Genomic DNA, 21330 nt, shown 5'->3' on the forward strand with positions numbered 1-21330 from the left:
CATGCTTTCCTCTTGGTTTGCCAGAACTGATTAGGCACATTAGGTAGACAGATCGGTGTACTTCAAGAGGCAAATCATGAGTGAGAAGCGTCAACAACTGGTGGCGACGGCCTACCGTCTGTTCAACCGTCATGGCTTTCATGCCACCGGCATAGATCGCATCTGGGCCGAGGCGGGGAGTACCAAGCGCACCCTCTATCGCCACTTCCCGACCAAGGATGCCTTGATTGAGGAGGTGCTGCTCGCTCGTGACCGGGAGTTCTTCGCCTTGCTTGACCAGCGGCTGGCCGGTGTGAGCGGACGTGAAGCTCGCCTCCAGGCGCTGTTCGATGGTTTCGCGGCGTGGTTTGGCCGCTCTGATTTCTATGGCTGCAACTTTATCAACGCCAGCGCCGAGTTTGCCGACCCACGCCATCCGGTGCGCAAGCTGGTGATGGCCCACAAGCAGGCGTTATTGGGCTGGGTGATAAACCAGCTCAACTGTTCTCTGGCACAGGCCACCGAGCTTTGCCTGTTGCTGGAGGGGGCGATCGTGATGGCTCACAGCTATCAGCAGCCACGGGCGTTGGAGCAGGCCAGAATGCTGGCAAAGACCATTTTGGCCGACGATGGCGCGATAATGCAGGCCGCTTCACACTCCTGAGATGCTGGTCATTTGAGGCTGCGTTCGGATGGGATACCCTGAATAGCGGAGAGGCCGCCTGACGGCTTCACACAGGGAAGAGTGCGCACTCAGGCGCCCATAACGACTTATTGCAGAGGCGAAAATATGAATAAATCCATGCTTGCCGTATTGGTCAGTGGTTTGCTGGCGGCCGGAGCCGTGCAGGCCGCTGCTCAGGACAATACCTGGTATGTCGGTGGCAAGGCCGGTTGGTCCAATTACTATGGCGTTGACCACAACCAGTATGCCGAGTCGATTGCCCAGACGTTGGGTAATACCAGCGAGAACACGGATGATCTGGGTCTGGGTCTGTTCGCCGGTTACCAGCTCAACCCCAACCTGGGGTTCGAGCTGGGTTATGACTGGCTTGGCAAATACGACACCACCTCGGGCACCGGCGCCAATACCCTCAATACCGAAGCCAAGAGCCAGATGATTCAGGCCACCATGAAGATCAGCTTCCCGGCAACGAATGTGCTCGATCTTTATGGCCGGCTCGGCGGTGCCTATGCCTGGACGGATAGCGAGATCAGCTTCGCCAATAGCAGCGAGACCGGTAAAAAGCATGGCGCCGCATTTGTCGGGGCGCTGGGTGCCGAGTACGCCATCGATCGTGACTGGGCCGCCCGTCTGGAGTACCAGTACACTACGCCGCTGGGAGATGCCTCTCTCGATCGCTCAGGCATCGAGCTGGATAACGGCCTGATCTCGTTCGGCATGCTCTATCGTTTCGGTCAGCAAGGTGGTGAGGTTGCTGTGCCGGCGCCAGCTCCGGCAGCCGAGCCTGCCCCGGCTGTGGTGGTGGAGCCCAAGACCTTCAGCCTTAGTTCCGATGTGCTGTTCGAGTTCAACAAGGCGACCCTGAAACCTGCCGCCAGCCAGGCGCTCGATGCCCTGTTCAGCCAGATTGTGGCGGCCAATCCGAAGGATGGCGTCGCGACCGTGGTCGGTTATACCGACCGCATCGGCTCCGACAACTACAACCTGGCCCTCTCCGAGAAGCGGGCCCAGAGCGTGGCCAGCTATCTGGTAGCCAAAGGCTTGTATGCTGACAAGGTGCGGGTCGAAGGGCGTGGCAAGGCCAATCCGGTTACTGGCAACAACTGCGCCAGCCGTTCCAAACAGGAGCTGATTGCCTGTCTGGCACCGGATCGTCGGGTTGAAATCCATCTGGAGGGGGTTTCCCAGCCGGCGCAGTGATGCTGCGGCTAGAGATGGGATTCGAGAAGAACGGGAGGCCAGGCCTCCCGTTTTCTATGGTCAGCGTGATCGGATGGTGGTGCAGACCTGATTTGCCAACATCATGAGTTATCGAATCTTTTCCTAATAGGAATAGTTATTATATTTCCAGGAAATTACAGGATAAAAAAATAGAATTAAACTTTGCGCCTGAAGATTCTTTTGGTTAGAATCTCTGCGTGTTATCAATAGACAGGTAAATATTATGGACTGCGACAGTTGTAGCCGATTGCAAATCGCGATGCGGGTTTACCAGAGCTGAGGCCGAATATTTTATCTTCTCTCTCACTCTGATTGCTCGAATCACAAGCATAGAGTGCAGCATCTATATGAGTCAGCATCGACTCTCACAACCTCTTTATCCCGCCTTCATCAGGGATTACGGTTGTAAATCTGGATCGTTCCGCTCATCTGCGAGCCATGCGCGCCTCGCGACCTCTGCAATTGAACGCTTCATCATGCATCCCGGTACTGCCCGTCAGGGCCGTCACAGCGTCGGAACCATGCATCCGTGCCGTGGTCGGGAAGGGATCAAGCGTAAAATAACAAGATGGATAATCTCATATTGAAAACTATTTCGTTTTCGATATGGCAGGTTGCACATTAAAATAAATGATGTGATTGATTAATATATTTCGGCGGTGGCAAGGGTCGCGCTGTAATATTTCTATAGGCGTGGTTTTCTCCGATGTTCTTACCCGCCAGATATCACTGATACTATTTCCTGCCCGCATCCAGTTATTTCAAACTGTCGTAATCCTGATTTTCTTTATGGGTGATGCCGCTCTAGTTGCGGGATCGCCGGATTGGTCCGCTGATAATGCAGACTCGCGGCCATGCCTGCCAACGACAGTGTGTATCGCTGTCCATGGTTCGTCCGGCCCTCTCTCCACCCCACTCGGAGGATATCGTATGACCGAAGAGCCCAAACCTCGACCCTCGGGGTTCACGTCTCCCCACTCCTGATCCCCCCTGCGGGGACGGGATGCGGTGTTCTGACCCCTGATCTGACCCAACCATGCAGGTTAGCTCGACGGCAGACATTTGTCTGACGAGCCGCCCCGTGCGCGCCAGTTGAGCGTGCCGGCAACGAGTCGGGTTCACAGCTTTCGATATCAGTACTGACGCCTGGCCTGGCCCGCGACAGGGCCCTTCTGCAAGCGAAAATCAGGATTTAAAGTTATGAAGCAACAACATACTGCCAGCCGGCACAAGCAACAGGGGTTCGTCGCCCCGGGCCGTGCCAATGAGAAGCTCTCCTCCCGGGTGCTCGACGAGGCCGACAAGTCCCTCGAATACACCCTCACTGCCGTGCGCGGCAATATCGACGGCCTGACCGCGACCGAGGCGGCCAACCGTCTGGTCCAGTTTGGCCCCAACGAGGTGACCCACGACAAACCGCCTCATCCATTGATCCAGCTGCTGCACGCGTTCAAGAACCCCTTCGTGATGGTTCTGATCGTGCTCGGGCTGGTCAGTTACGTGATGGACGTACTGATGGCTGAGCCCGGCGACGAGGACTGGGTCAAGGTGATCATCCTCGGTGTCATGGTGGGCTTGAGCGGTCTGCTGCGCTTCTGGCAGGAGTACCGTTCCGCCAAGGCGGCCGAGGCGCTCAAGTCGCTGGTGCGCAATACCGCCACCGTACAGCGTCGTCCCTCGCCGGGCGCCACCCCCCAGCGCAAGGAAGTGGCAATGACCGAGCTGGTGGCCGGAGACATAGTGCACTTGCAGGCGGGGGACATGATCCCCGCCGACATCAAGCTGATCGAATCTCGCGATCTCTTTATCAGCCAGGCGGTGCTGACCGGTGAAGCGTTGCCGGTGGAGAAGTACGACACCCTGGGCGCAGTGGCCGAGAAGTCGGCAGACGGCAACAGCACAGGGGACGTGGGGTTGCTCGACCAGCCCAACATCTGCTTCATGGGCACCAATGTGGTGAGCGGTACAGCCAAGGCTGTGGTGGTGGCCACCGGCAGCGACACCTACTTCGGTTCGCTGGCCCGCAACGTGGTGAGCCACAAGCGCATCGAGACCAGTTTCGATCGCGGCGTCAATAGCGTTACCAGGTTGCTGATCCGCTTCATGCTGGTGATGGTGCCCATCGTCTTCATGCTGAGTGGCATCAGCAGTGGTGACTGGATGTCGGCGCTCACCTTCGCGCTGGCGGTGGCGGTAGGGCTCACCCCCGAGATGTTGCCGATGATCGTCTCCGCCAACCTGGCGCGAGGGGCGGTGGCCATGGCCAAGCGCAAGGTGGTGGTCAAACGGCTCAACTCGGTGCAGAACTTCGGTGCCATGGACGTGCTCTGCACCGACAAGACAGGTACCCTGACCCAGGACAAGATCATCCTCGAGCACCACTACGACGTGCGTGGCAACCGGGACGACCGGATCCTGCAGCTGGCCTGGCTCAACAGTTATCATCAGAGCGGCATGAAGAACCTGATGGACATCGCGGTGATCGAGCATGCCGATGTGCTGGGAGCTGGCTGCAAGCCGGCTGGTTACAGCAAGGTGGATGAGTTGCCATTCGACTTCGTGCGCCGCCGTCTGTCGGTGATCGTACAGGATGAGCGTGGCCAGCAGCTGATGGTCTCCAAGGGGGCGGTGGAAGAGATGCTGGCCGTCTCCAGCCAGATCGCCGATGGCCAGGATGTGCGGGATCTGACCGACGCCGATCGCCTTGCCCTGCTGCGCCAGAGCGAGGAGTTCAATGCCGAGGGCTATCGGGTACTGATCGTGGCGACCCGCGAGATCCCGGCAGGCGAGTGCAAGCAGAGCTATCGTACCAGTGATGAGGTCAATCTGGTGGTGCGCGGCTTCCTCACCTTCTTCGATCCGCCCAAGGATTCGGCCGCACCGGCCATCCGTGCGCTGAACGACTATGGTGTGTCGGTCAAGGTGCTGACCGGTGACAATCCCATCATCACCAGCAAGGTGTGTCGTGACGTAGGGCTGGAGCCCGGCTTACCGCTGCTCGGCAAGGATATCGAAGGAATGGATGACGTGGCGTTGTGCGAGGTGGTCAAGCAGACCACCATCTTCGCCAAGCTCACCCCGCTGCAGAAGTCGCGGGTGGTTAAGGCGCTGCAGGCCAACGGCAACACCGTCGGTTTCCTCGGTGACGGCATCAACGATGCGCCGGCGCTGCGGGATGCGGACGTAGGGATCTCGGTGGACAGCGGTGCCGACATCGCCAAGGAGACCGCCGACATCATCCTGCTGGAGAAGAGTCTGATGGTGCTGGAGGAGGGGGTGATCAAGGGGCGCGAGACCTTTGGCAACATCCTCAAGTACCTCAACATGACCGCCAGTTCCAACTTCGGCAACGTCTTCTCGGTGCTGGTGGCTTCCGCCTGGCTGCCATGGGCACCCATGCTGGCGATGCAGATGCTGATCCAGAATCTGGTGTATGACGTCTCCCAGATGCTGCTGCCGTGGGACAAGATGGATCCCGAGTTCCTCAAGCGACCGCGCAAGTGGGAGGCGAGCAACATCAAGCGCTTCATGCTCTGGCTTGGCCCGACCTCGTCGGTGTTCGATATCAGTACCTATTGCCTGATGTGGTTCGTGTTCGGTGCTGGCGCCCTCTATGCCACCGCCAACGGCAGCATGGATCCGCTGGTCAACGGTCAGGCCATCATGAACTCCGGCTGGTTTATCGAGGGGCTGGTGTCGCAGACGCTGGTGGTACATATGCTGCGTACCCGCAAGATCCCGTTCCTGCAGAGTACCGCTACCCTGCCGGTGCTGCTCTCCACCTCGATCGCCATTGCTATCGGCTGTTACCTGCCCTTCTCGCCTGTGGCTGAGCACTTCGGCTTCATCACGCTGGATGGGCCCAAGTACTTCATGTGGCTGGTGATCACCATGCTGGCCTACATGGGGCTGACCCAGACCGTCAAGAGCATCTACATCAAGCGCCACGGCCAGTGGTTCTGATGACGTGCTAGCTGACGGGCCGGTGTGATCCCGGCGCGACAGAAAAAAGAGAGCCAGCCCGCGCAAGCGGACTGGCTCTCTTTATTTGGTGTGACCCGACTCCCTTGTTGGCGAGTACCGGCCTGTGGCTTAGAGCTTGAACAGCGGGCGCAGGCGGATGCCGATCAGGCTGCCGGCGAGGGCCATCAGCATCCAGACCCAGCCGTGCAGGCTGCCGGAGGCGGTGCCATCAAAGAAGCCGCCGAGGTTGCAGGCGCTGTACATGGCGCCCATCCCCATCAGCAGGCCGCCGAGGATGGAGGCCAGACTGTTGCCGATCCGCATCGGGGCGAAGTTGCCACCACCGCTGATGCAGCGCGCCAGCATGGCCCCCAGAATGCCGAGCCAGAACATGCCGACCATGGGGTTGATGAAGAGCGGCTGGGCCAGCTTGGGGTTGCCCTCGAACAGGCCGAACAGAGAGGCGCCGCGCAGCGCCATGTCATAGACGGCGCCGGTGATGGTCCAGGCCGAGCCGTGCAGGGCGACGACAATAGAGTTGAGTATGGCGATGATGATGCCGCCGGTCAGCACGGTGAAGCGGCCATCGCGCCAGAACAGATTGCCGCCGCTGAAGAGGGGCTTGAGTTCGCCGGTACGCTTGAGTTCGCTCTTGCGAAACAGCAGGAACAGCACGGCGACCAGCGCCAGGTTGAGCAGCATGCCGCTCCAGATATTGCCGGTCAAATCCTTGGCCAGCACCACATGGCTGGAGAAGGTGGCCTCCAGTTCGGGGCGGAACTGGTTGCTGATGAGGGTGCCGATGCCGTAGCAGATCAGCACCAGCCAGAAGCGGGGTTGTCCCTCGCCGCAGCAATAAAGAGTGCCGGTTGCACAGACGCCTGCCAGCTGCATGCCGATGCCGAACAGGAAGGCACCGACGATGAAGGGAATGCCGATAGCCATCACGTTACCCACCATGGCATCGCCAAACAGGGCGTGGCTAAAGGAGAGGAAGGTGGTGAACAGCAGAATTTCGATGGCGATGGTGAGCAGGTGAACCCGCACATAGTAACTGTTGCGCTTGGTCAGCATCTCGCGCCAACCGAAGACGATGCCGAAGCGGCTGAAGGAGAGGGTGAAGCCGAAGCCGAATCCGATCAGGGCCATCAGAGCCCATTTCATACCAAAGGTGTTGCCAAGCCAGAGTAACGCTCCCCCCGCGATTGCCACGATGGGGAGCGACCATTTTCGAGTCATAGCTGTAATTCCTTATAGCTGGATGGAGAATAGGGAGTGCGGATCCTATTCCCACATTGAGTCCAAGGCTACCGGTTTAACAGGTCAGGGGGCGAGAAAATGGCATATCGCTTCTGATGACTTTGTTAGCTACTGATTTGATTTTGAAGGCTTTATATTGCTCGTTGCAGCAGGACGCTTGCCGTTGCGCAGCCCATCCAGCGTGAAGATCAGCAGCGCGCTCCAGATACAGGCGAAAGTAAGAGCCTTGTCCATTGCCAGCTCCTCGCCGTAGAGAGTGACAGCGAGGATGAACATCAGGCTGGGGCCTATGTACTGGAAGAAGCCCAGGGTGGAGAGCTTGAGCCGTGTCGCGGCGGCGGTGAAGCAGAGCAGAGGGGCTGTGGTGACGGCGCCAGCAGCGATCAGCAGCAGGTTGAGGTGCCAGTCGTTCTGGGTGAGATGGCTGGTGGGGCTGTCGGCAATGCCCCACAGATAGATTGCTGCCGGTGGCAGCATGATCATGGTTTCGATCAGCAGGCCGGTAAGTGCATCGAGGGCCAGTTTTTTGCGCACCAGCCCATAGATGGCAAAGCTCGACGCCAGCACCAGCGCAATCCAGGGCAGGGAGCCAAAGGCGATAAGCTGGATCGCCACCCCGGCAAAGGCCAGCGCCACTGCCCACCACTGCAGGCGGCGCAGCTTCTCGCTCAGAAACACCATTCCCAGCAGCACGTTGAACAGCGGGTTGATGTAGTAGCCGAGGCTGGCATCCAGCATGTGGCCGTTGTTGATGGCCCAGATAAACAGCAGCCAGTTGCCGCCAACGGTGACCGAGGTAAAAGCTAGGGTGAGCAGCACTTTTGGCTGACGCAGCACTGCCTGCACCTTGTGCCACTGGCGGCCAGCCAGGGTGAGCACCATCAGCAGCACGCAGGACCAGATCATCCTGTGGGTCAGAATTTCAGCGGCCGGGACGGCAGAGATGGTCTTGAAATAGATGGGGGCTATGCCCCAAAGGGTATAGGCGCACAGGGCGTAGATGACGCCCTGGCGCTGGATCTGTTGCGGCATGCGGATGACCTTTACTGATGCGTTGGATGCGGGAAAACATCGCAAAAAATCAGTGTAGCGATCCTTTATCGAGGAAAGAAGCGAATAAACGAAGTTTGAGAATACGGTTGGAAGCTGGTCAGCCTTTGCCGCGACGGATCTTGTCGACGTCCATCAACAGCCACAACATCAGGGCGATGGCGGAGATCCAGGGGCCCCAGGTCACGTAGGCCTCGCCGTGCCCCAGCACGAAAAACAGCAGGGGCAACCCGATCACCAGAAAAAGTACGCTTCCCAGAAAAAATAGCATTTTTGTCTTTATATTTAATGGTTTGCTTATTTGATGATTATATCGATTGTGCCGCCTGATGGAAGACCAAAATGCAAAAGGGGGGATTTCTCCCCCATTGCTGATGATGATGGCTATTTATACCTTTATTCGAGCTGGATCCAGGTACTTTTCAGCTCGGTGTACTTCTCCAGCGCGTGCAGCGACTTGTCACGACCGTTACCAGACTGCTTGAAGCCACCAAACGGCATGGTCATGTCGCCGCCATCCCAGTTGTTGACGAATACGGTGCCAGCACGCAGGGCGCGGGAACCCTTCACCGCCTTGTTGAGATCCGCGGTCCAGATCGCTGCTGCCAGCCCGTAGTCGGTGTCGTTGCCCAGTGCAATGGCCTCTTCGAGCGTGTCGAAACCGGTCACTGCCAGCACAGGGCCGAAAATCTCCTCGCGGAAGATCCGCATCTCGGGTGTCACCTCGTCGAAGATGGTGGGCTCGATATAGAAGCCGCCGCTCTCAAGATTGGTGCGTTTGCCTCCCAGCAGTAGCTTGGCTCCCTCCTGCTTGCCAATCTCGACATAGCGCAGCACCTGCTCCATCTGGATGTGATCCACCATGGCGCCGATGCGGGTCGCAGGGTCGAGCGGGTTGGCTGAGATCCACTCGCGGGCATGGGCCAGCAGTCGCTCCATAAATTGCGGCTTGATGCTGTTTTGCACCAGCAGGCGAGAGGCGGCGGTACACACCTCGCCCTGGTTGTAGAAGATGGCGCCAGCGGCGCTCTTGGCCGCGGCGTCCAGGTCCGGCGCATCTGCCAGTATGATGTTGGGGCTCTTGCCGCCGCACTCCATAAAGGCGCGCTTGAGGTTCGACTTGCCGGAGCACTCCACCAGATGCTTGCCGATTTTGGTGGATCCGGTGAAGGTGATGCAATCCACATCCATGTGCATGGCCAGCGCCTCGCCCACGGTATGGCCAAAGCCCGGGAGTACGTTGAACACGCCGTCAGGAATGCCTGCCTCTTTGGCCAGACCTGCGATACGCAAGGCGGTCAGGGGGGACTTTTCGGAAGGTTTGAGAATGACCGAGTTGCCGGTAGCGAGCGCCGGCCCCAGCTTCCAGCAGGCCATCACCAGCGGGAAGTTCCACGGCACGATGGCGGCAACGACTCCGAGCGGTTCCCGGGTCACCAGCGCCAGGGCGGATTCCTCGACCGGCGCGACCTGATCGTAGATCTTGTCGATCGCTTCGGCGTTCCAGGCGATGCAGTTGGCGGCGGCAGGAGCATCGTAGCCCATGGCATCGCCGATGGGCTTGCCCATGTCCAGCGACTCCAGCAGTGCCAGCTCCACCTTGTTGAGACGCATCAGTTCGGCGAAGCGCTGCATGATCAGCTTGCGCTGTTTCGGCGGCAGGCCGCTCCAGCGCTTGTCGTTGAAGGCATCACGCGCGGCCTGTACCGCCAGCTCGGCATCGGCGGCATTGCAGGCTGCTACCTTGGTCAGCAGCTTGCCGTTGGCCGGGTTGATACAGTCGAAGGTGGCACCATTGACGGCATCCCGATAGCTACCGTTGATAAAGGCTTGTGAGGGCAGGGTCAGATGGGCGGCCTTGTGTTGCCACTGGGCCAGGGTCAGGTCACTCATGTTCACTCCTTGAACCGGCAAAAGTCATTGTCCGCGTATCAATATGCTAAACATCCTGCCACTTGTAAATCCATTTTGTAACAATTCATTAAACATTGGCGGCTGGCTGACCCCTTATCACCCTGTTAGAAACTGGCGGGGGTATTGGCCGAAATCAATACGCACTCCTGCTCGCCCACATTGCGAAAACGGTGAGGAGTGCGGCTGTCGAAGTAGTAGCCGTCCCCCGGTGTCAGCAGGTAGATCTGCTCACCCACGGTCACTTCAACCTCGCCCTTGATAACGATGCCGCACTCTTCACCCTCGTGGCTCAGCATGTCGTCGCCAGTGTCGGCGCCCGGTGGCAGCACCTCCTGCAACATGCCGATGGCACGGTTGGCACGGCTGTGGCCCACCAGCCGGTAGCTGATGGGGTGAGTGCCGAGATCCGGCATATCGGCGGCGCGAAAGATCACTTCGGAGTCCATTTCGGTCTCGTCAGTAAAGAAGCTGGCCAGTGACATGGGGATCCCTTCCAGCACCTTGCGCAGGGAGGCAACTGACGGGCTCACCTGATTCTTTTCGATCTGGGAGATGAATCCGTTGGTCACGCCCGAGCGTTTGGCCAGCTCGCGCTGGGAGAGGGCCGCCTTGGTGCGAACCGCCTTGAGACGGTGACCGATATCCATCGATAGACACTCCTTGACTGTTTACTATTATTAAATTTGTGTTAAATATCTTATACCACCCTGTAGAGTCATCTAGCTAGGGGTGGCATCAGACAGGGCGATAATGAGCCCTTTTTTATGGATTCAGGTGTTTAATTTAATAGGCAATGGCCAATAGTTGCTAAACACCTTAAGGATGAGGTGACCATGAAACCGATCAGCGACATCAATACTCCCTCCGACATGTCCGCCTTCTGGATGCCGTTCACCGCCAACCAGCAGTTCAAGGCGGCGCCGCGCATCCTGAAGTCGGCGGAGGGGATGTATTATCACTCAGAGGATGGCCGCAAGATACTGGATGGCACTGCCGGACTCTGGTGTTGCAACGCGGGCCATGGTCGGCGCGAGATTGCCGAGGCGGTCTCCCAGCAGATTTCCCACCTCGATTTCGCCCCCACTTTCCAGATGGGCCACCCGTTGCCGTTCGAGCTGGCCAACCGGCTGGTGGAGATCGCTCCCCAGGGCTTTGGCCATGTCTTCTATACCAACTCCGGCTCAGAGTCGGTTGATACCGCGCTCAAAATCGCACTGGCCTGGCAGCGGGCTCGCGGTCAGGGCACCCGCACCCGGCTGATTGGTCGCGAGCGGGGTTATCACGGGGTTGGCTTTGGCGGCATCTCGGTGGGGGGCATTCCTGGCAATCGCAAGTGGTTTGGCTCCCTGCTGACCGGGGTGGATCATTTGCCCCATACCCTCAACATCGCCAAAAATGCCTTCACCAAAGGGTTGCCTGAGGAGGATGTGGCGCTGGCCGACGAGCTGGAGAAGATCGTTTTTCTGCACGATGCCAGCAACATAGCGGCGGTGATCGTCGAACCCATCGCCGGCAGTACCGGCGTGCTGATGCCGCCCAAAGGCTACCTCAAGCGGCTGCGGGAGATCTGCACCAAACACGGCATCCTGCTGATTTTTGACGAGGTGATCACCGGTTTCGGTCGCCTTGGCTCTCCCTTCGCCGCGCAGGAGTTCGATGTCATCCCCGACATGATCACCTGCGCCAAGGGGCTCACCAACGGCGCTATCCCCATGGGAGCTGTGCTGGTGCAAAAGCATATTTATGACGACATGATGGCGGCAGGTAAGGGGGCTATCGAGCTGTTCCACGGCTACACCTATTCCGGTCATCCGGTGGCTGCTGCTGCGGGTCTGGCGACCCTCGAGATCTATCGCAACGAGAACCTGCTTAGCCGCGCCGCGGATCTGGCGGGCTACTGGGAGGAGGCGGCCCATTCGCTGAAGGGCTGCAAGCATGTGAAGGATGTGCGCAACTACGGGCTGGTGGCCGGTATCGAACTTGAATCCATGCCGGATGCGCCGGGCAAGCGCGCCTATGAGGTGTTTGTCCGCTGCTTCGAGAAGGGGGCGCTGATCAGGGTGACCGGCGACATCATCGCCCTGTCGCCACCCCTCATCATCGAGCGCAGCCAGATCGATGATCTCTTCACCCTGCTGCAGGATGCCCTGCAGGCACAACCCTAACCCATTTGATGGCCCCGCGCTGGCGGGGCCTTGCGTTGTCTTGTTCAGCGCAATCACCACATCAATTATCACGGAGGATACATGACATACAGGGTCAGCAACTTCATCAACGGCCAGCCGCAGGAGAGTCGTAGCGAGCGCCAGGGCGCCATCTTCAACCCAGCCTGCGGCAAGCAGCAGGGGAGCGTTGGGCTTTCCAGCGCCGCCGAGTGTCAGGAGGCGATCGCCATCGCCGAGCGTGCCTTTGCCGACTGGTCGCAAACCCCGCCGCTGGTGCGGGCTCGGGTCTTTTTCCGCTTCAAAGAGTTGATGGAGCAGCACAGGGACGAGCTGGCCGAGCTCATCAGCCGCGAGCACGGCAAAGTCTTCTCCGATGCGCAGGGTGAGCTGACCCGCGGGCTGGAGGTAGTGGAGTTTGCCTGCGGCATTCCCCATCTGCTCAAGGGGGAGTACTCCCTCAACGTCGGTCGCGGGGTAGACAGCTACTCCATGATGCAGCCGGTCGGGGTTTGCGCCGGCATCACCCCGTTCAACTTCCCGGCCATGGTGCCGCTCTGGATGTTCCCGGTCGCGATTGCCTGCGGCAACACCTTCATTCTCAAACCCTCCGAGAAGGATCCCTCTCTCTCGCTGCGGATGGCCGAGCTGCTCAAGGAGGCCGGTCTGCCGGACGGCGTGCTCAACGTGGTGAACGGTGACAAGGAGGTGGTGGACGTGCTGCTGACCGACCCGCGGGTCGGCGCCGTGTCGTTTGTCGGCTCCACCCCCATCGCCCAGTACATCTATGCCACCGCCTCGGCCCACGGCAAGCGAGTGCAGGCGCTGGGCGGCGCCAAGAACCATATGGTGGTGATGCCGGATGCTGATCTCGATCAGGCGGTCTCAGCTCTGATGGGGGCTGCTTATGGGGCGGCGGGCGAGCGCTGCATGGCCATTTCGGTAGCCGTGGTAGTGGGTGACGAGACCGCCGATGCCTTGGTAGCCAAACTGAAACCGCTCGTTGAGAAGCTGCGGGTGGGCCCGGGGCTGGGCCAGAGCCCGGAAAACGAGATGGGGCCGCTTATCAGCAAGGAGCATCTGGCCAAGGTGCGCGGTTATGTGGATCAGGGGGTGGCCGAAGGGGCCGCGCTGCGAGTCGATGGTCGCACGCTGAGCCACGACGAGGGTTACTTTATCGGTGGCTGCCTGTTTGACGAGGTGACCCCCGAGATGCGCATCTATCGCGAGGAGATCTTCGGCCCCGTGCTCTCCATCGTGCGGGTGCCGGACTACGAGACGGCGCTGCGACTCATCAATGAACATGAGTACGGCAATGGCACCGCCATCTTTACCTGCGACGGCGACACCGCGCGGGACTTCACGGCGCGGGTACAGGTCGGTATGGTAGGGGTGAACGTTCCCATTCCGGTGCCGATGGCGTTTCACAGCTTTGGCGGCTGGAAGCGCTCCATCTTCGGGCCGCTCAACATGCACGGGCCGGATGGGGTTCGCTTTTATACCCGGATGAAGACGGTGACGGCGCGCTGGCCCCAGAGCCTGCGCAGTGGTGCCGAATTCTCCATGCCAACCATGAAGTGATGAGCCCAGGGCTCACCACCATGATTTAATTCTCTTGCCCCCGCAGATCGCTGGTCTGCGGGGGCACTTCTGTAAAGGAGCAACAGATGCGATTGGGAATTCTCGATTGTGACCGGCTGGATCCCGATCTGGCGGATCGTTTTGGCCCCGTCTACTCCGAGATGTTTATCAGGGGGTTTCAGCCGCTGGCACCCGAGCTGGAGTTTCGGGTCTGGTCAGCCATCGATGGGGAGCTGCCGGAGGATCTGCACGAGTGCGATGCCTGGCTCATCACCGGCTCGCGCCACGATGCCTATAGCGATATCCCTTGGATCAAGGCGTTGCGTGGCTGGATCCGTCGGGCCCATGATGCCGACGTCAAGCTGGCCGGGATTTGTTTTGGTCATCAGGTGATCGCCCAGGCGCTGGGGGGCGAGGTGGTGAAGTCTACCAAGGGGTGGGGGCTGGGAGTGTCGGTGCACCCCATGTTGGCTGATGAGCCCTGGATGGCGCCGTCTCGTGATCAGATCCGTATTCTGGCCAGTCATCAGGATCAGGTGGCCCTGCTGCCCCCCGGAGCGACCCGGCTGGCGGGCAACGATTTTTGCCCCAACTTCATGTTCCTGCAGGGGAACAACATAGTTGCCATTCAGGGACATCCGGAATTTTCGGTGGAGTACAACCGGGCGCTGATCGAGCGGCGCCGAGGCCTGTTACCCGACGAGCGTTACCAGAGCAGCCTCTCCTCGCTGGAGGGAGAGGTGGATTCGACCACCATGATGCAGTGGTTGCTGCAGTTTTTGGGGATCCTGCCGCTGCGGGCCGGCGCAGCCTGAGCCCGGTTTGTCAGCGACCCCCTTCGGGTGCTAGATTTTGTAGCAAAATGAAGGATCAAGCGCTGCGATGTCGGGATCGGATGATACACTGGCCGCCCTTTGTGGCGGCCTGTTTGTCTGGCGTGATCGCCGCACCAGCTTGAGAGGGTGAAGCCTTGAAACTACAGCAATTGAAGTACTTGATCGCGATCCGGGACCACAACCTCAACGTCTCGGTGGCGTCCGATGCGCTCTATACCAGCCAGCCCGGGGTCAGCAAGCAGATCGGCCTGCTGGAGAGCGAGCTGGGAGTGCGGATCTTCGAGCGCCGTGGCAAGCATCTGCACCGCATCACCCCGGTGGGCGAGGAGATCATCAAGTGTGCCGAGGCGATGCTCAACATCGAGAGCAAGATAAAGGCGATCTCCCGTGAGTATCTGGATCCGACCGTGGGCACCCTCAACATTCACACTACCCACACTATCGCCCGCTATCTGCTGCCCAAGTCGGTTACCTACTTCACCAAGAAGTACCCCAAAATCTCGTTCCACCTCCATCCGGTGATGTCGGCGAGCAAGGAGCAGATCAGCAAGGGTTACTCCGATTTTTCCATCGTTGCCCACGAAATTGGCTTCGACAAGGAGCTGATCGCGCTGCCCGCCTACCTCTGGACCCTCTCGCTGGTGGTGCCGCAGGATCACCCGCTGGCCAAGGTGAAGAAGCCGACCCTGGAGCAGCTCTGCCACTACCCCATCCTCAGTTACGAGAGCGGTGCCACCGGTCGGCAGGTGCAGGATGAGGTGTTTCAGGCGGCGGGGCTGACCCCGAGCTACTACATGACGGTAATGGATGCCGGAGTGATCAAGCGCTATGTGGAGCTGGGCTTTGGCATCGGCATCATCTCCTCGCTGGTGGCCAACGACACCGACAGCCCCGGGCTGGTCTCCATCAATCTGGAGCACCTGTTCAAGCCCTGTCCGGCCCAAATCTGCTTCAGCAAGAGCATTCTGCTGCAGAACTACATGTATGACTTCATCAGCTCTTTCTCGCCTCACCTCACCAAGGAGGTGATCCAGAGCGTGATGCAACAACCGACCCAGGCGCGCATCGACGAGCTGCTGGCCGGGGTGGAACTGCCCATCTATTGATCCCGATCGGATTACCGATCGCTTACGGTTGTCTCTTCAGTCAGGCTGGGCTCTACTCGGGGTTCAGCCTGTCTCTTTTGGGCTATCTCCATCGTCCGAGGTCTCTATGTCACGTATTCTGCTGCTTGCCAATCTCAACTGTGATCATGTGCTCTCCCTCTCCGAACCGCTGGTGGCGGGGGCCCGGCTGCAATACGTGGATCAGGGACGCAGGCTGGGAGGTGGTGCCGCCAATACCGGCATCGGGCTGGTGTGGGCGGGTCACGAGGTGACCATTGCCTCACGCATCGGGCTGGACGAGACCGGCGACTGGCTGCTGGAGCAGGCGGCCGGTTACGGGCTGGATTGCAGCCATGTGGAGCGCTTTGGCGGCGAGACCGGCGAGTTGCTGATCCTGGTGGACTCCACCGGCGAGCGCACCATACTTCGCCGTCCCCGTCGTCCCGATCTGCCCGGTGATCTGCCACAGGAGGGGATCGACTGCCTCTACGTGAACTATCCCGGCACCGCCATCATCAGTTATATGCGCCAGATGCTCGGCAAGAGCTTTGTGTTGGCCCAGTATCCCAAGGGCGGCCAAGCGCGCCGTCCCTGCCATGTGCTGGTGGCCTCCCGCTCCGATCTCGGCGAGGTAAGTGACCCCTGGCAACATGCCCGCCAGTTGGCGGGTGAGCAGCTTGAATGGCTTGTGTTGACCGAAGGGAAGGCGGGGGCGGTGGCCATCCATGGCGACGAGCAGATTAGGGTCGCCGCGCGGCCAGTCTCGGTGGTCGATACCACGGGAGCAGGGGATGCTTTCGCTGGCGGATTGATCCATGGCCTGGCGCGCGGCATGGCGATCAAGGATGCGCTACAGTGCGCGGTGGACTGGGGGGCGTTTGCCGTCGCCTCCGAGAGCTCCATCCCATCGGTCGCGCTGAAAAACTGGCTGAAACAGCCGCACTGACGCCCCGTTTATTCACTGTTCGAAGGGAGATTTCCCCTCTTGTCTGTTGGGTGCGGCGGTGAGGAATTTCGGGAAATTTAGCCGCCAGAATGGAGGTAAACGCCGGGCTAACCCGGCAAGTTTGCGATCAATCAAAGAAAGTGTCGATTTATGTGCATCTTCATCGACACCCGGTTGTGCTGCTCTTAACCTTGTCACTCCGCAACTCAGATTAAGAGACAGGCCCCTCCTCTGGCGAACCAATGGCGAACAGAGGCAAACCGGTTGTCTCCTGCCTCTTAGCTCAATGTTGTCGTCCTGATTCCTGGCTTGTAGTAAGAGGCAAGTGCGACCATGCAACTGACACGATTTACCGACTACGCCCTGCGTACCCTGACCTTCCTGGCGGTGCAGCCGGGCGATCGCCTGTCGACCATTACCGAAGTGGCCGATACCTTCGGCATCTCTCGCAACCACGTGGTCAAGATAGTGCACCAGCTCGGCATCAAGGGGTACATCGAGACGGTACGTGGCAAGCATGGCGGTATCCGCCTCGGTCGCTCCGCGGTCTCCATCAACCTGCGCGATGTGGTGATGGATATGGAGCACGTGCTCTGTCCGGTCGACTGCAAGCGCGAGAACTGCCGTCTCTCCGGTGGCTGCCGCATTCAGGGCATTTTGCGCCGCGCCATGAACGCCTTCCTCGAAGTGCTGGGTGAGTACACCCTGGCCGATGCGGTGCGCGATCCGAACCGTCTCTGCCATCTGCTGGGCATCGAGCAGGAGTCAATTCTGGCGATGGCCTGATGGGCAGGAAGCAAGAACAGATATAGAAGGGGCCTGATGGCCCCTTTTGTTTGTCAGCGATTGCCCGGCTGGCGGATCAGGGTGATGGCGCCGTGCAGACAGGCGAGGCCGCAGGCGCCGCAGCCATTGCAGGCATCCATGTTGACGTTGATGCCATCGGCTGTGGCCTTGATTGCCTGCTGGGGACAGGCATCTTCACAGAGCAGGCAGTAGAAGCCCTGCCGTGCCTGACAGCTCTCTTCAATCTGCACCCGGGTCTGCACCTGACGACCCAGCTGCAGGTCGAGGGCGCCGGTGGGACAGGCTCTGGCGCAGCTGCCGCAGTAGCTGCACTGGCCACAGGCGAGATCGAGTACCGGCGTACCGGCGATGGGGCTCCCCTCGTACTCCTCCTGGGTGGCCGGTTTGAGCAGACCGCGCGGGCAGGCCTTGAAACACTCGCCACAGCGGCTGCAGAGGGAGAGGTACTGGGACTCCTCGATGGCCCATGGCGGGCGCGCTTCATGGCAAACCACTGCGGGCTTGCGGGAAGCTTGCCAACCTTGTGTCAGCCAACGGAGGAAATAGTGAGTCATGCTCGCCCCTGATACCTATTAGGGGTTAATTTTATCGAAGTTTCGGGAAGCAGGCCAGAGAATAGCGGCCGTCAGGATCGCAAGCGCAGTTGCCCTTGTGTAAGCTAGGCGGGTCTTTTTACGTGGTTGAATGAAAACATATGTGGCTATTTCTCTGGCGTTCGTCCCTGCTCTATATCTTTCCCCTGCTGATGTGGGGCTACTGCCGCATCAAGGGCATCGAGTTCGTCGAGCTCGATACCGGGGTTAACAGCCACAAGTGGGTGGTGCTCGCCGCCTACCTCATCTACGTGCTGCTCTGGCTGCTGGCCAACCGCTATCTCGAACTCTTCCTGCGCCAGCGGAGCCGTAAATGATCGAGCCCGGGCTCTGGGTCATCCTGCTGCCAGCCGCCGTGCTGGCCCTCGGGCTTGGCTGGCTGATCGGGCGACGGGCCGCCACGGCACAGGCTCAGGAGCTGATGCTGGCGCAGGAGCGGCATCAAGCGTTGCAGGATCGCTTCGACGAGTTGCAGGATGAGCGCATGCAGGGCCAGCAGAAGCTGGATCAGCAGCAGACCCTGCTCATCAAACTCACCGCCCGACTCAAGGATGCGGAAGCGACCCTGCGCAGCGAGCGGCTGGCTGCCGCCGAGAAGCTGCAACTGCAACAGGAGGCGGAGCAGCGCCTCAGCCAGCAGTTCGAGAACCTTGCCAACCGGATCTTCGAGCAAAACTCCGGCAACTTCCGTGAACTCAACCAGAGCAGCCTCGATCTGCTGCTCACGCCACTCAAGGAGCAGCTCGAGGGCTTTCGTCGTCAGGTGGGGGAGACCCACGCCCAGGAGACGGCCCAGCGCCACAGCCTCAAGTTCGAGCTGGAGCGCCTCGCCGAGCTCAATGCTCGTATGACCGAAGAGGCTGCGGCCCTGACCCGCGCCCTCAAGGGCGACAGCAAGCAACAGGGCAATTGGGGGGAAGTGGTGTTGGCGCGGATCCTCAGCGAATGCGGCCTGCGCGAGGGCCACGAGTACCACACCCAGGTCAATATCGAGGTGGAGAAGGGCAAGCGCTACCAGCCCGATGTGATTGTCCACCTGCCGCAGGAAAAAGACATCATCATCGACGCCAAGGTGTCGCTGACCGCCTACGAGCGCTGGTATAACGCCGGGGACGAGCTGGAGAAGGCTGTGGCGCTCAAGGAGCACGTCGCCTCGGTGCGCAACCACATCCGCGAGCTGGGCCGCAAGGATTATCAGCAGTTGCCCGGGGTGCGCACCCTCGACTATGTGCTGATGTTCGTGGCGGTGGAGCCCGCCTTCCTCACCGCGATGGAGGCCGATCCCTCGCTGGTGCGTTACGGTCTCGACAACAATATCCTGCTGGTGAGCCCCACCAATCTCATGGTGGCTCTGCGCACCATCGAAAACCTGTGGCGCTACGAGCGGCAGAACCAGAATGCCCGCCAGATTGCCGAACGGGCCGGTCGCCTCTACGAGAAGCTGCGGCTGTTTGTCGAGGAGATGCAGCAGATGGGCGGCAGCCTGCACAAGGCGCAGGAGAGCTACGACAAGGCGATGGGACGGCTGGTCAACGGCCGTGGCAACCTGATTGCGCAGGTCGAGCGTTTCCGCGAGCTGGGGGTGGAGGTAACAAAGAGCCTACCCGAGCCGCTAGTTGAGCGCGCGCTGGAACGCGACAAGGAGCGGGAGTAGTTTTTCCCTGCATCGCCATCCGCAAAAGGTCCAACCCCGGTTTGGGCCTTTTGCCATTTAACTTTGTTAACAGGCGATGGCTCCCATTCCCACTCGTCTTCTGAGTTTTTGGTATTGCTGGCCAAAGCTGGTTGTTTTTAGAACTGCACTGGTTGGTTGAGTCAATATATGAGCTGCGAGATAAAACATCCCTCGTTGTTTTAATGTCTGCGATCCATATTCCCCCCAACGGCTACCCCCTGTCTCATAGCTCGCTTCTTGCAAGGCGAAGATAACTTTCTCGGTAGGGTATGTATCTTCCTTACCGAATTGACCGAAAAACGAAGCGCGGAAGTGCCCAACAATATCTGGTGTAATATCCATCAAAAACCCTCTTTGTAAGAAGTAACCTCACGGTTACGCAATTAGAATGAGGGAGTTTGGAGTATTGCTCAACTCATTGTTTATAATGGTTTTTCATTGGCGAATTCGTCATGTGAGGCTTTTGGTTTTATGTCTGACCATGTAACAGGCAAATAGAAACGGCCCACCGAAGTGGGCCGTTTCTATTTGCAGTGCCGGTGTGGATCAGCGGCTGGCGGCGCGGGCGCTCAGCTCGGCTTTCTCGCTATCGCTCAGGAAGGCCAGGGTCAGGCCGTTCTGCTGGGCGGTGCGGATTTCGCTCGCGGTCATGCCGGCGGCCGGAGCGGCCACTTCATATTCGTGGGGCAGGTCGATCCCTTCCACCGCCGGATCGTCGGTGTTGAGGCAAGCCAGCACGCCAGCGGCCAGGAACTGGCGGATCGGGTGTTCGGTCAGGCTCGCCACTGTGGTGGTCTGGACGTTGGAGGTGAGGCAGGATTCGATGCCGATGCGGTGCTCGGCCAGATAGGCCATCAGGGCCGGATCCTGAATCGCTTTGACGCCGTGGCCGATACGCTCGGCGCCCAGCTCGCGAATGGCTTGCCACATGCTCTCGGGGCCAGCGGCTTCACCTGCGTGTACGGTGACGCGCATGCCTGCATCGCGCACCTGACGGAAGTGATCGACAAAGAGTTCCCCCGGGAAACCCAGCTCGTCACCGGCCAGATCGATGGCGACCAGCTTGTCGCGGTGGGCCAGACAGGCGGCCAGCTCCCGATTGCACTGCTCGGTGCCGAAGGTGCGGCTCATGATGCCGATCAGGTTGGTCTTGATACCGAAATCGCGGCTGCCCGCGGCCACGCCGTCGATGATGGCTTCTACCACGCCCTGCGGGTGCAGCTTGTGGGCCATCGCCATATAGGCCGGACTGAAACGCAGTTCGGCATAGTCGATACCGGCGCGCAGCAGATCTTCCACGTTCTCGTAGGCGACCCGGCGGCAGGCATCATAGTCGGCCAGCACGGCAACACCCCAGTCCAGCTTCTTCAGGAAGGCGACCAGGCTCGGCTCGTTCTCGACAATCTGTACGTGGGGGCGCAGCGCCTCCAGCTCGAAGGCGGGCAACTGAATGTTGTGTTGGCGACCCAGCTCGAGGATGGTTTGCGGGCGGATGTTGCCGTCCAGATGGCGGTGCAGGTCGGTCAGGGGGAGAGATCTGTCAATCATGGGG

The 21330-nt window shown here is 59.7% G+C and carries 19 protein-coding genes; 11 read left to right on the forward strand and 8 right to left on the reverse strand.

Going from position 1 to position 21330, the window contains the following annotated elements:
• Positions 1-76: 76 nt before the first annotated feature.
• From G5195_RS16460 to mgtA, 3 genes are all read left to right on the forward strand, one after another.
• Complete coding sequence (locus G5195_RS16460) at positions 77-643, forward strand: helix-turn-helix domain-containing protein (protein ID WP_330125121.1); 567 nt, start codon at positions 77-79, stop codon at positions 641-643.
• A gap of 126 nt (positions 644-769) precedes the next feature.
• Complete coding sequence (gene ompA / locus G5195_RS16465) at positions 770-1864, forward strand: porin OmpA (RefSeq protein WP_216952325.1); 1095 nt, start codon at positions 770-772, stop codon at positions 1862-1864.
• Positions 1865-3085: 1221 nt separating this feature from the next.
• Positions 3086-5848 (forward strand): magnesium-translocating P-type ATPase, encoded by a 2763-nt coding sequence (gene mgtA, locus G5195_RS16470; protein WP_421236318.1) that lies wholly within the window; start codon positions 3086-3088, stop codon positions 5846-5848.
• 129 nt (positions 5849-5977) lie between these two features.
• On the opposite strand, the gene G5195_RS16475 is transcribed toward mgtA, so the two are convergent.
• From G5195_RS16475 to G5195_RS16495, 5 genes are all read right to left on the reverse strand, one after another.
• Entirely contained in the window at positions 5978-7087 is a 1110-nt protein-coding gene (locus tag G5195_RS16475) for a YeeE/YedE thiosulfate transporter family protein (protein WP_421236319.1), read from the reverse strand.
• 129 nt (positions 7088-7216) lie between these two features.
• The gene (gene rarD, locus G5195_RS16480) at positions 7217-8140 is read right to left on the reverse strand and encodes an EamA family transporter RarD (protein ID WP_421209102.1); all 924 of its coding nucleotides are present in this window, start codon (positions 8138-8140) and stop codon (positions 7217-7219) included.
• 118 nt (positions 8141-8258) lie between these two features.
• On the reverse strand, positions 8259-8429 hold the full coding sequence (locus tag G5195_RS16485; RefSeq protein ID WP_005341999.1) for a hypothetical protein: 171 nt from the start codon (positions 8427-8429) through the stop codon (positions 8259-8261).
• A gap of 125 nt (positions 8430-8554) precedes the next feature.
• On the reverse strand, positions 8555-10051 hold the full coding sequence (locus G5195_RS16490) for an aldehyde dehydrogenase (RefSeq protein WP_421236320.1): 1497 nt from the start codon (positions 10049-10051) through the stop codon (positions 8555-8557).
• Between the two features lie 125 nt (positions 10052-10176).
• On the reverse strand, positions 10177-10719 hold the full coding sequence (locus G5195_RS16495) for a cupin domain-containing protein (protein ID WP_042012327.1): 543 nt from the start codon (positions 10717-10719) through the stop codon (positions 10177-10179).
• A gap of 186 nt (positions 10720-10905) precedes the next feature.
• On the opposite strand from G5195_RS16495, the gene G5195_RS16500 reads away from it, so the two are divergent.
• The 6 genes from G5195_RS16500 to G5195_RS16525 all read left to right on the forward strand — a co-directional run bounded on the left by G5195_RS16500 (position 10906) and on the right by G5195_RS16525 (position 17489).
• Positions 10906-12237 (forward strand): aspartate aminotransferase family protein, encoded by a 1332-nt coding sequence (locus G5195_RS16500; RefSeq protein WP_216952313.1) that lies wholly within the window; start codon positions 10906-10908, stop codon positions 12235-12237.
• An 81-nt stretch (positions 12238-12318) separates the two neighbouring features.
• A complete protein-coding gene (locus tag G5195_RS16505) occupies positions 12319-13815 on the forward strand; it encodes a CoA-acylating methylmalonate-semialdehyde dehydrogenase (protein WP_421236321.1) in 1497 nt (498 codons plus the stop codon).
• An 86-nt stretch (positions 13816-13901) separates the two neighbouring features.
• Positions 13902-14630 carry a glutamine amidotransferase-related protein gene (locus G5195_RS16510; protein ID WP_216952309.1) on the forward strand — a complete coding sequence of 243 codons (729 nt, stop codon included), beginning with the start codon at positions 13902-13904 and terminating at the stop codon, positions 14628-14630.
• Between the two features lie 155 nt (positions 14631-14785).
• Positions 14786-15757, forward strand: coding sequence for a LysR substrate-binding domain-containing protein (locus G5195_RS16515; RefSeq protein ID WP_033114758.1), 972 nt, complete (start codon positions 14786-14788; stop codon positions 15755-15757).
• 106 nt (positions 15758-15863) lie between these two features.
• Positions 15864-16703, forward strand: coding sequence for a PfkB family carbohydrate kinase (locus G5195_RS16520; protein ID WP_216979891.1), 840 nt, complete (start codon positions 15864-15866; stop codon positions 16701-16703).
• A 333-nt stretch (positions 16704-17036) separates the two neighbouring features.
• A complete protein-coding gene (locus G5195_RS16525) occupies positions 17037-17489 on the forward strand; it encodes an Rrf2 family transcriptional regulator (RefSeq protein WP_033114760.1) in 453 nt (150 codons plus the stop codon).
• Positions 17490-17542: 53 nt separating this feature from the next.
• On the opposite strand, the gene G5195_RS16530 is transcribed toward G5195_RS16525, so the two are convergent.
• The gene (locus G5195_RS16530; protein WP_216952305.1) at positions 17543-18064 is read right to left on the reverse strand and encodes a ferredoxin-type protein NapF; all 522 of its coding nucleotides are present in this window, start codon (positions 18062-18064) and stop codon (positions 17543-17545) included.
• Between the two features lie 140 nt (positions 18065-18204).
• On the opposite strand from G5195_RS16530, the gene G5195_RS16535 reads away from it, so the two are divergent.
• Both G5195_RS16535 and rmuC read left to right on the forward strand, forming a co-directional pair.
• Positions 18205-18420, forward strand: a complete 216-nt coding sequence (locus tag G5195_RS16535; protein ID WP_033114762.1) for a hypothetical protein — start codon at positions 18205-18207, stop codon at positions 18418-18420.
• Positions 18417-19757, forward strand: a complete 1341-nt coding sequence (rmuC, locus tag G5195_RS16540; protein WP_236095644.1) for a DNA recombination protein RmuC — start codon at positions 18417-18419, stop codon at positions 19755-19757. Before G5195_RS16535 ends, rmuC begins: the two co-directional genes overlap by 4 nt.
• A gap of 66 nt (positions 19758-19823) precedes the next feature.
• On the opposite strand, the gene G5195_RS16545 is transcribed toward rmuC, so the two are convergent.
• Both G5195_RS16545 and add read right to left on the reverse strand, forming a co-directional pair.
• Positions 19824-20120: a hypothetical protein gene (locus G5195_RS16545; protein WP_421206314.1), complete on the reverse strand. Its 297-nt coding sequence runs from the start codon at positions 20118-20120 to the stop codon at positions 19824-19826.
• Positions 20121-20324: 204 nt separating this feature from the next.
• Positions 20325-21326 (reverse strand): adenosine deaminase, encoded by a 1002-nt coding sequence (add, locus tag G5195_RS16550; protein WP_236095642.1) that lies wholly within the window; start codon positions 21324-21326, stop codon positions 20325-20327.
• Positions 21327-21330 lie beyond the last annotated feature (4 nt).

It is taken from the genome of Aeromonas sp. 601039, assembly GCF_049174415.1.
GTDB lineage: Bacteria > Pseudomonadota > Gammaproteobacteria > Enterobacterales > Aeromonadaceae > Aeromonas > Aeromonas veronii_A.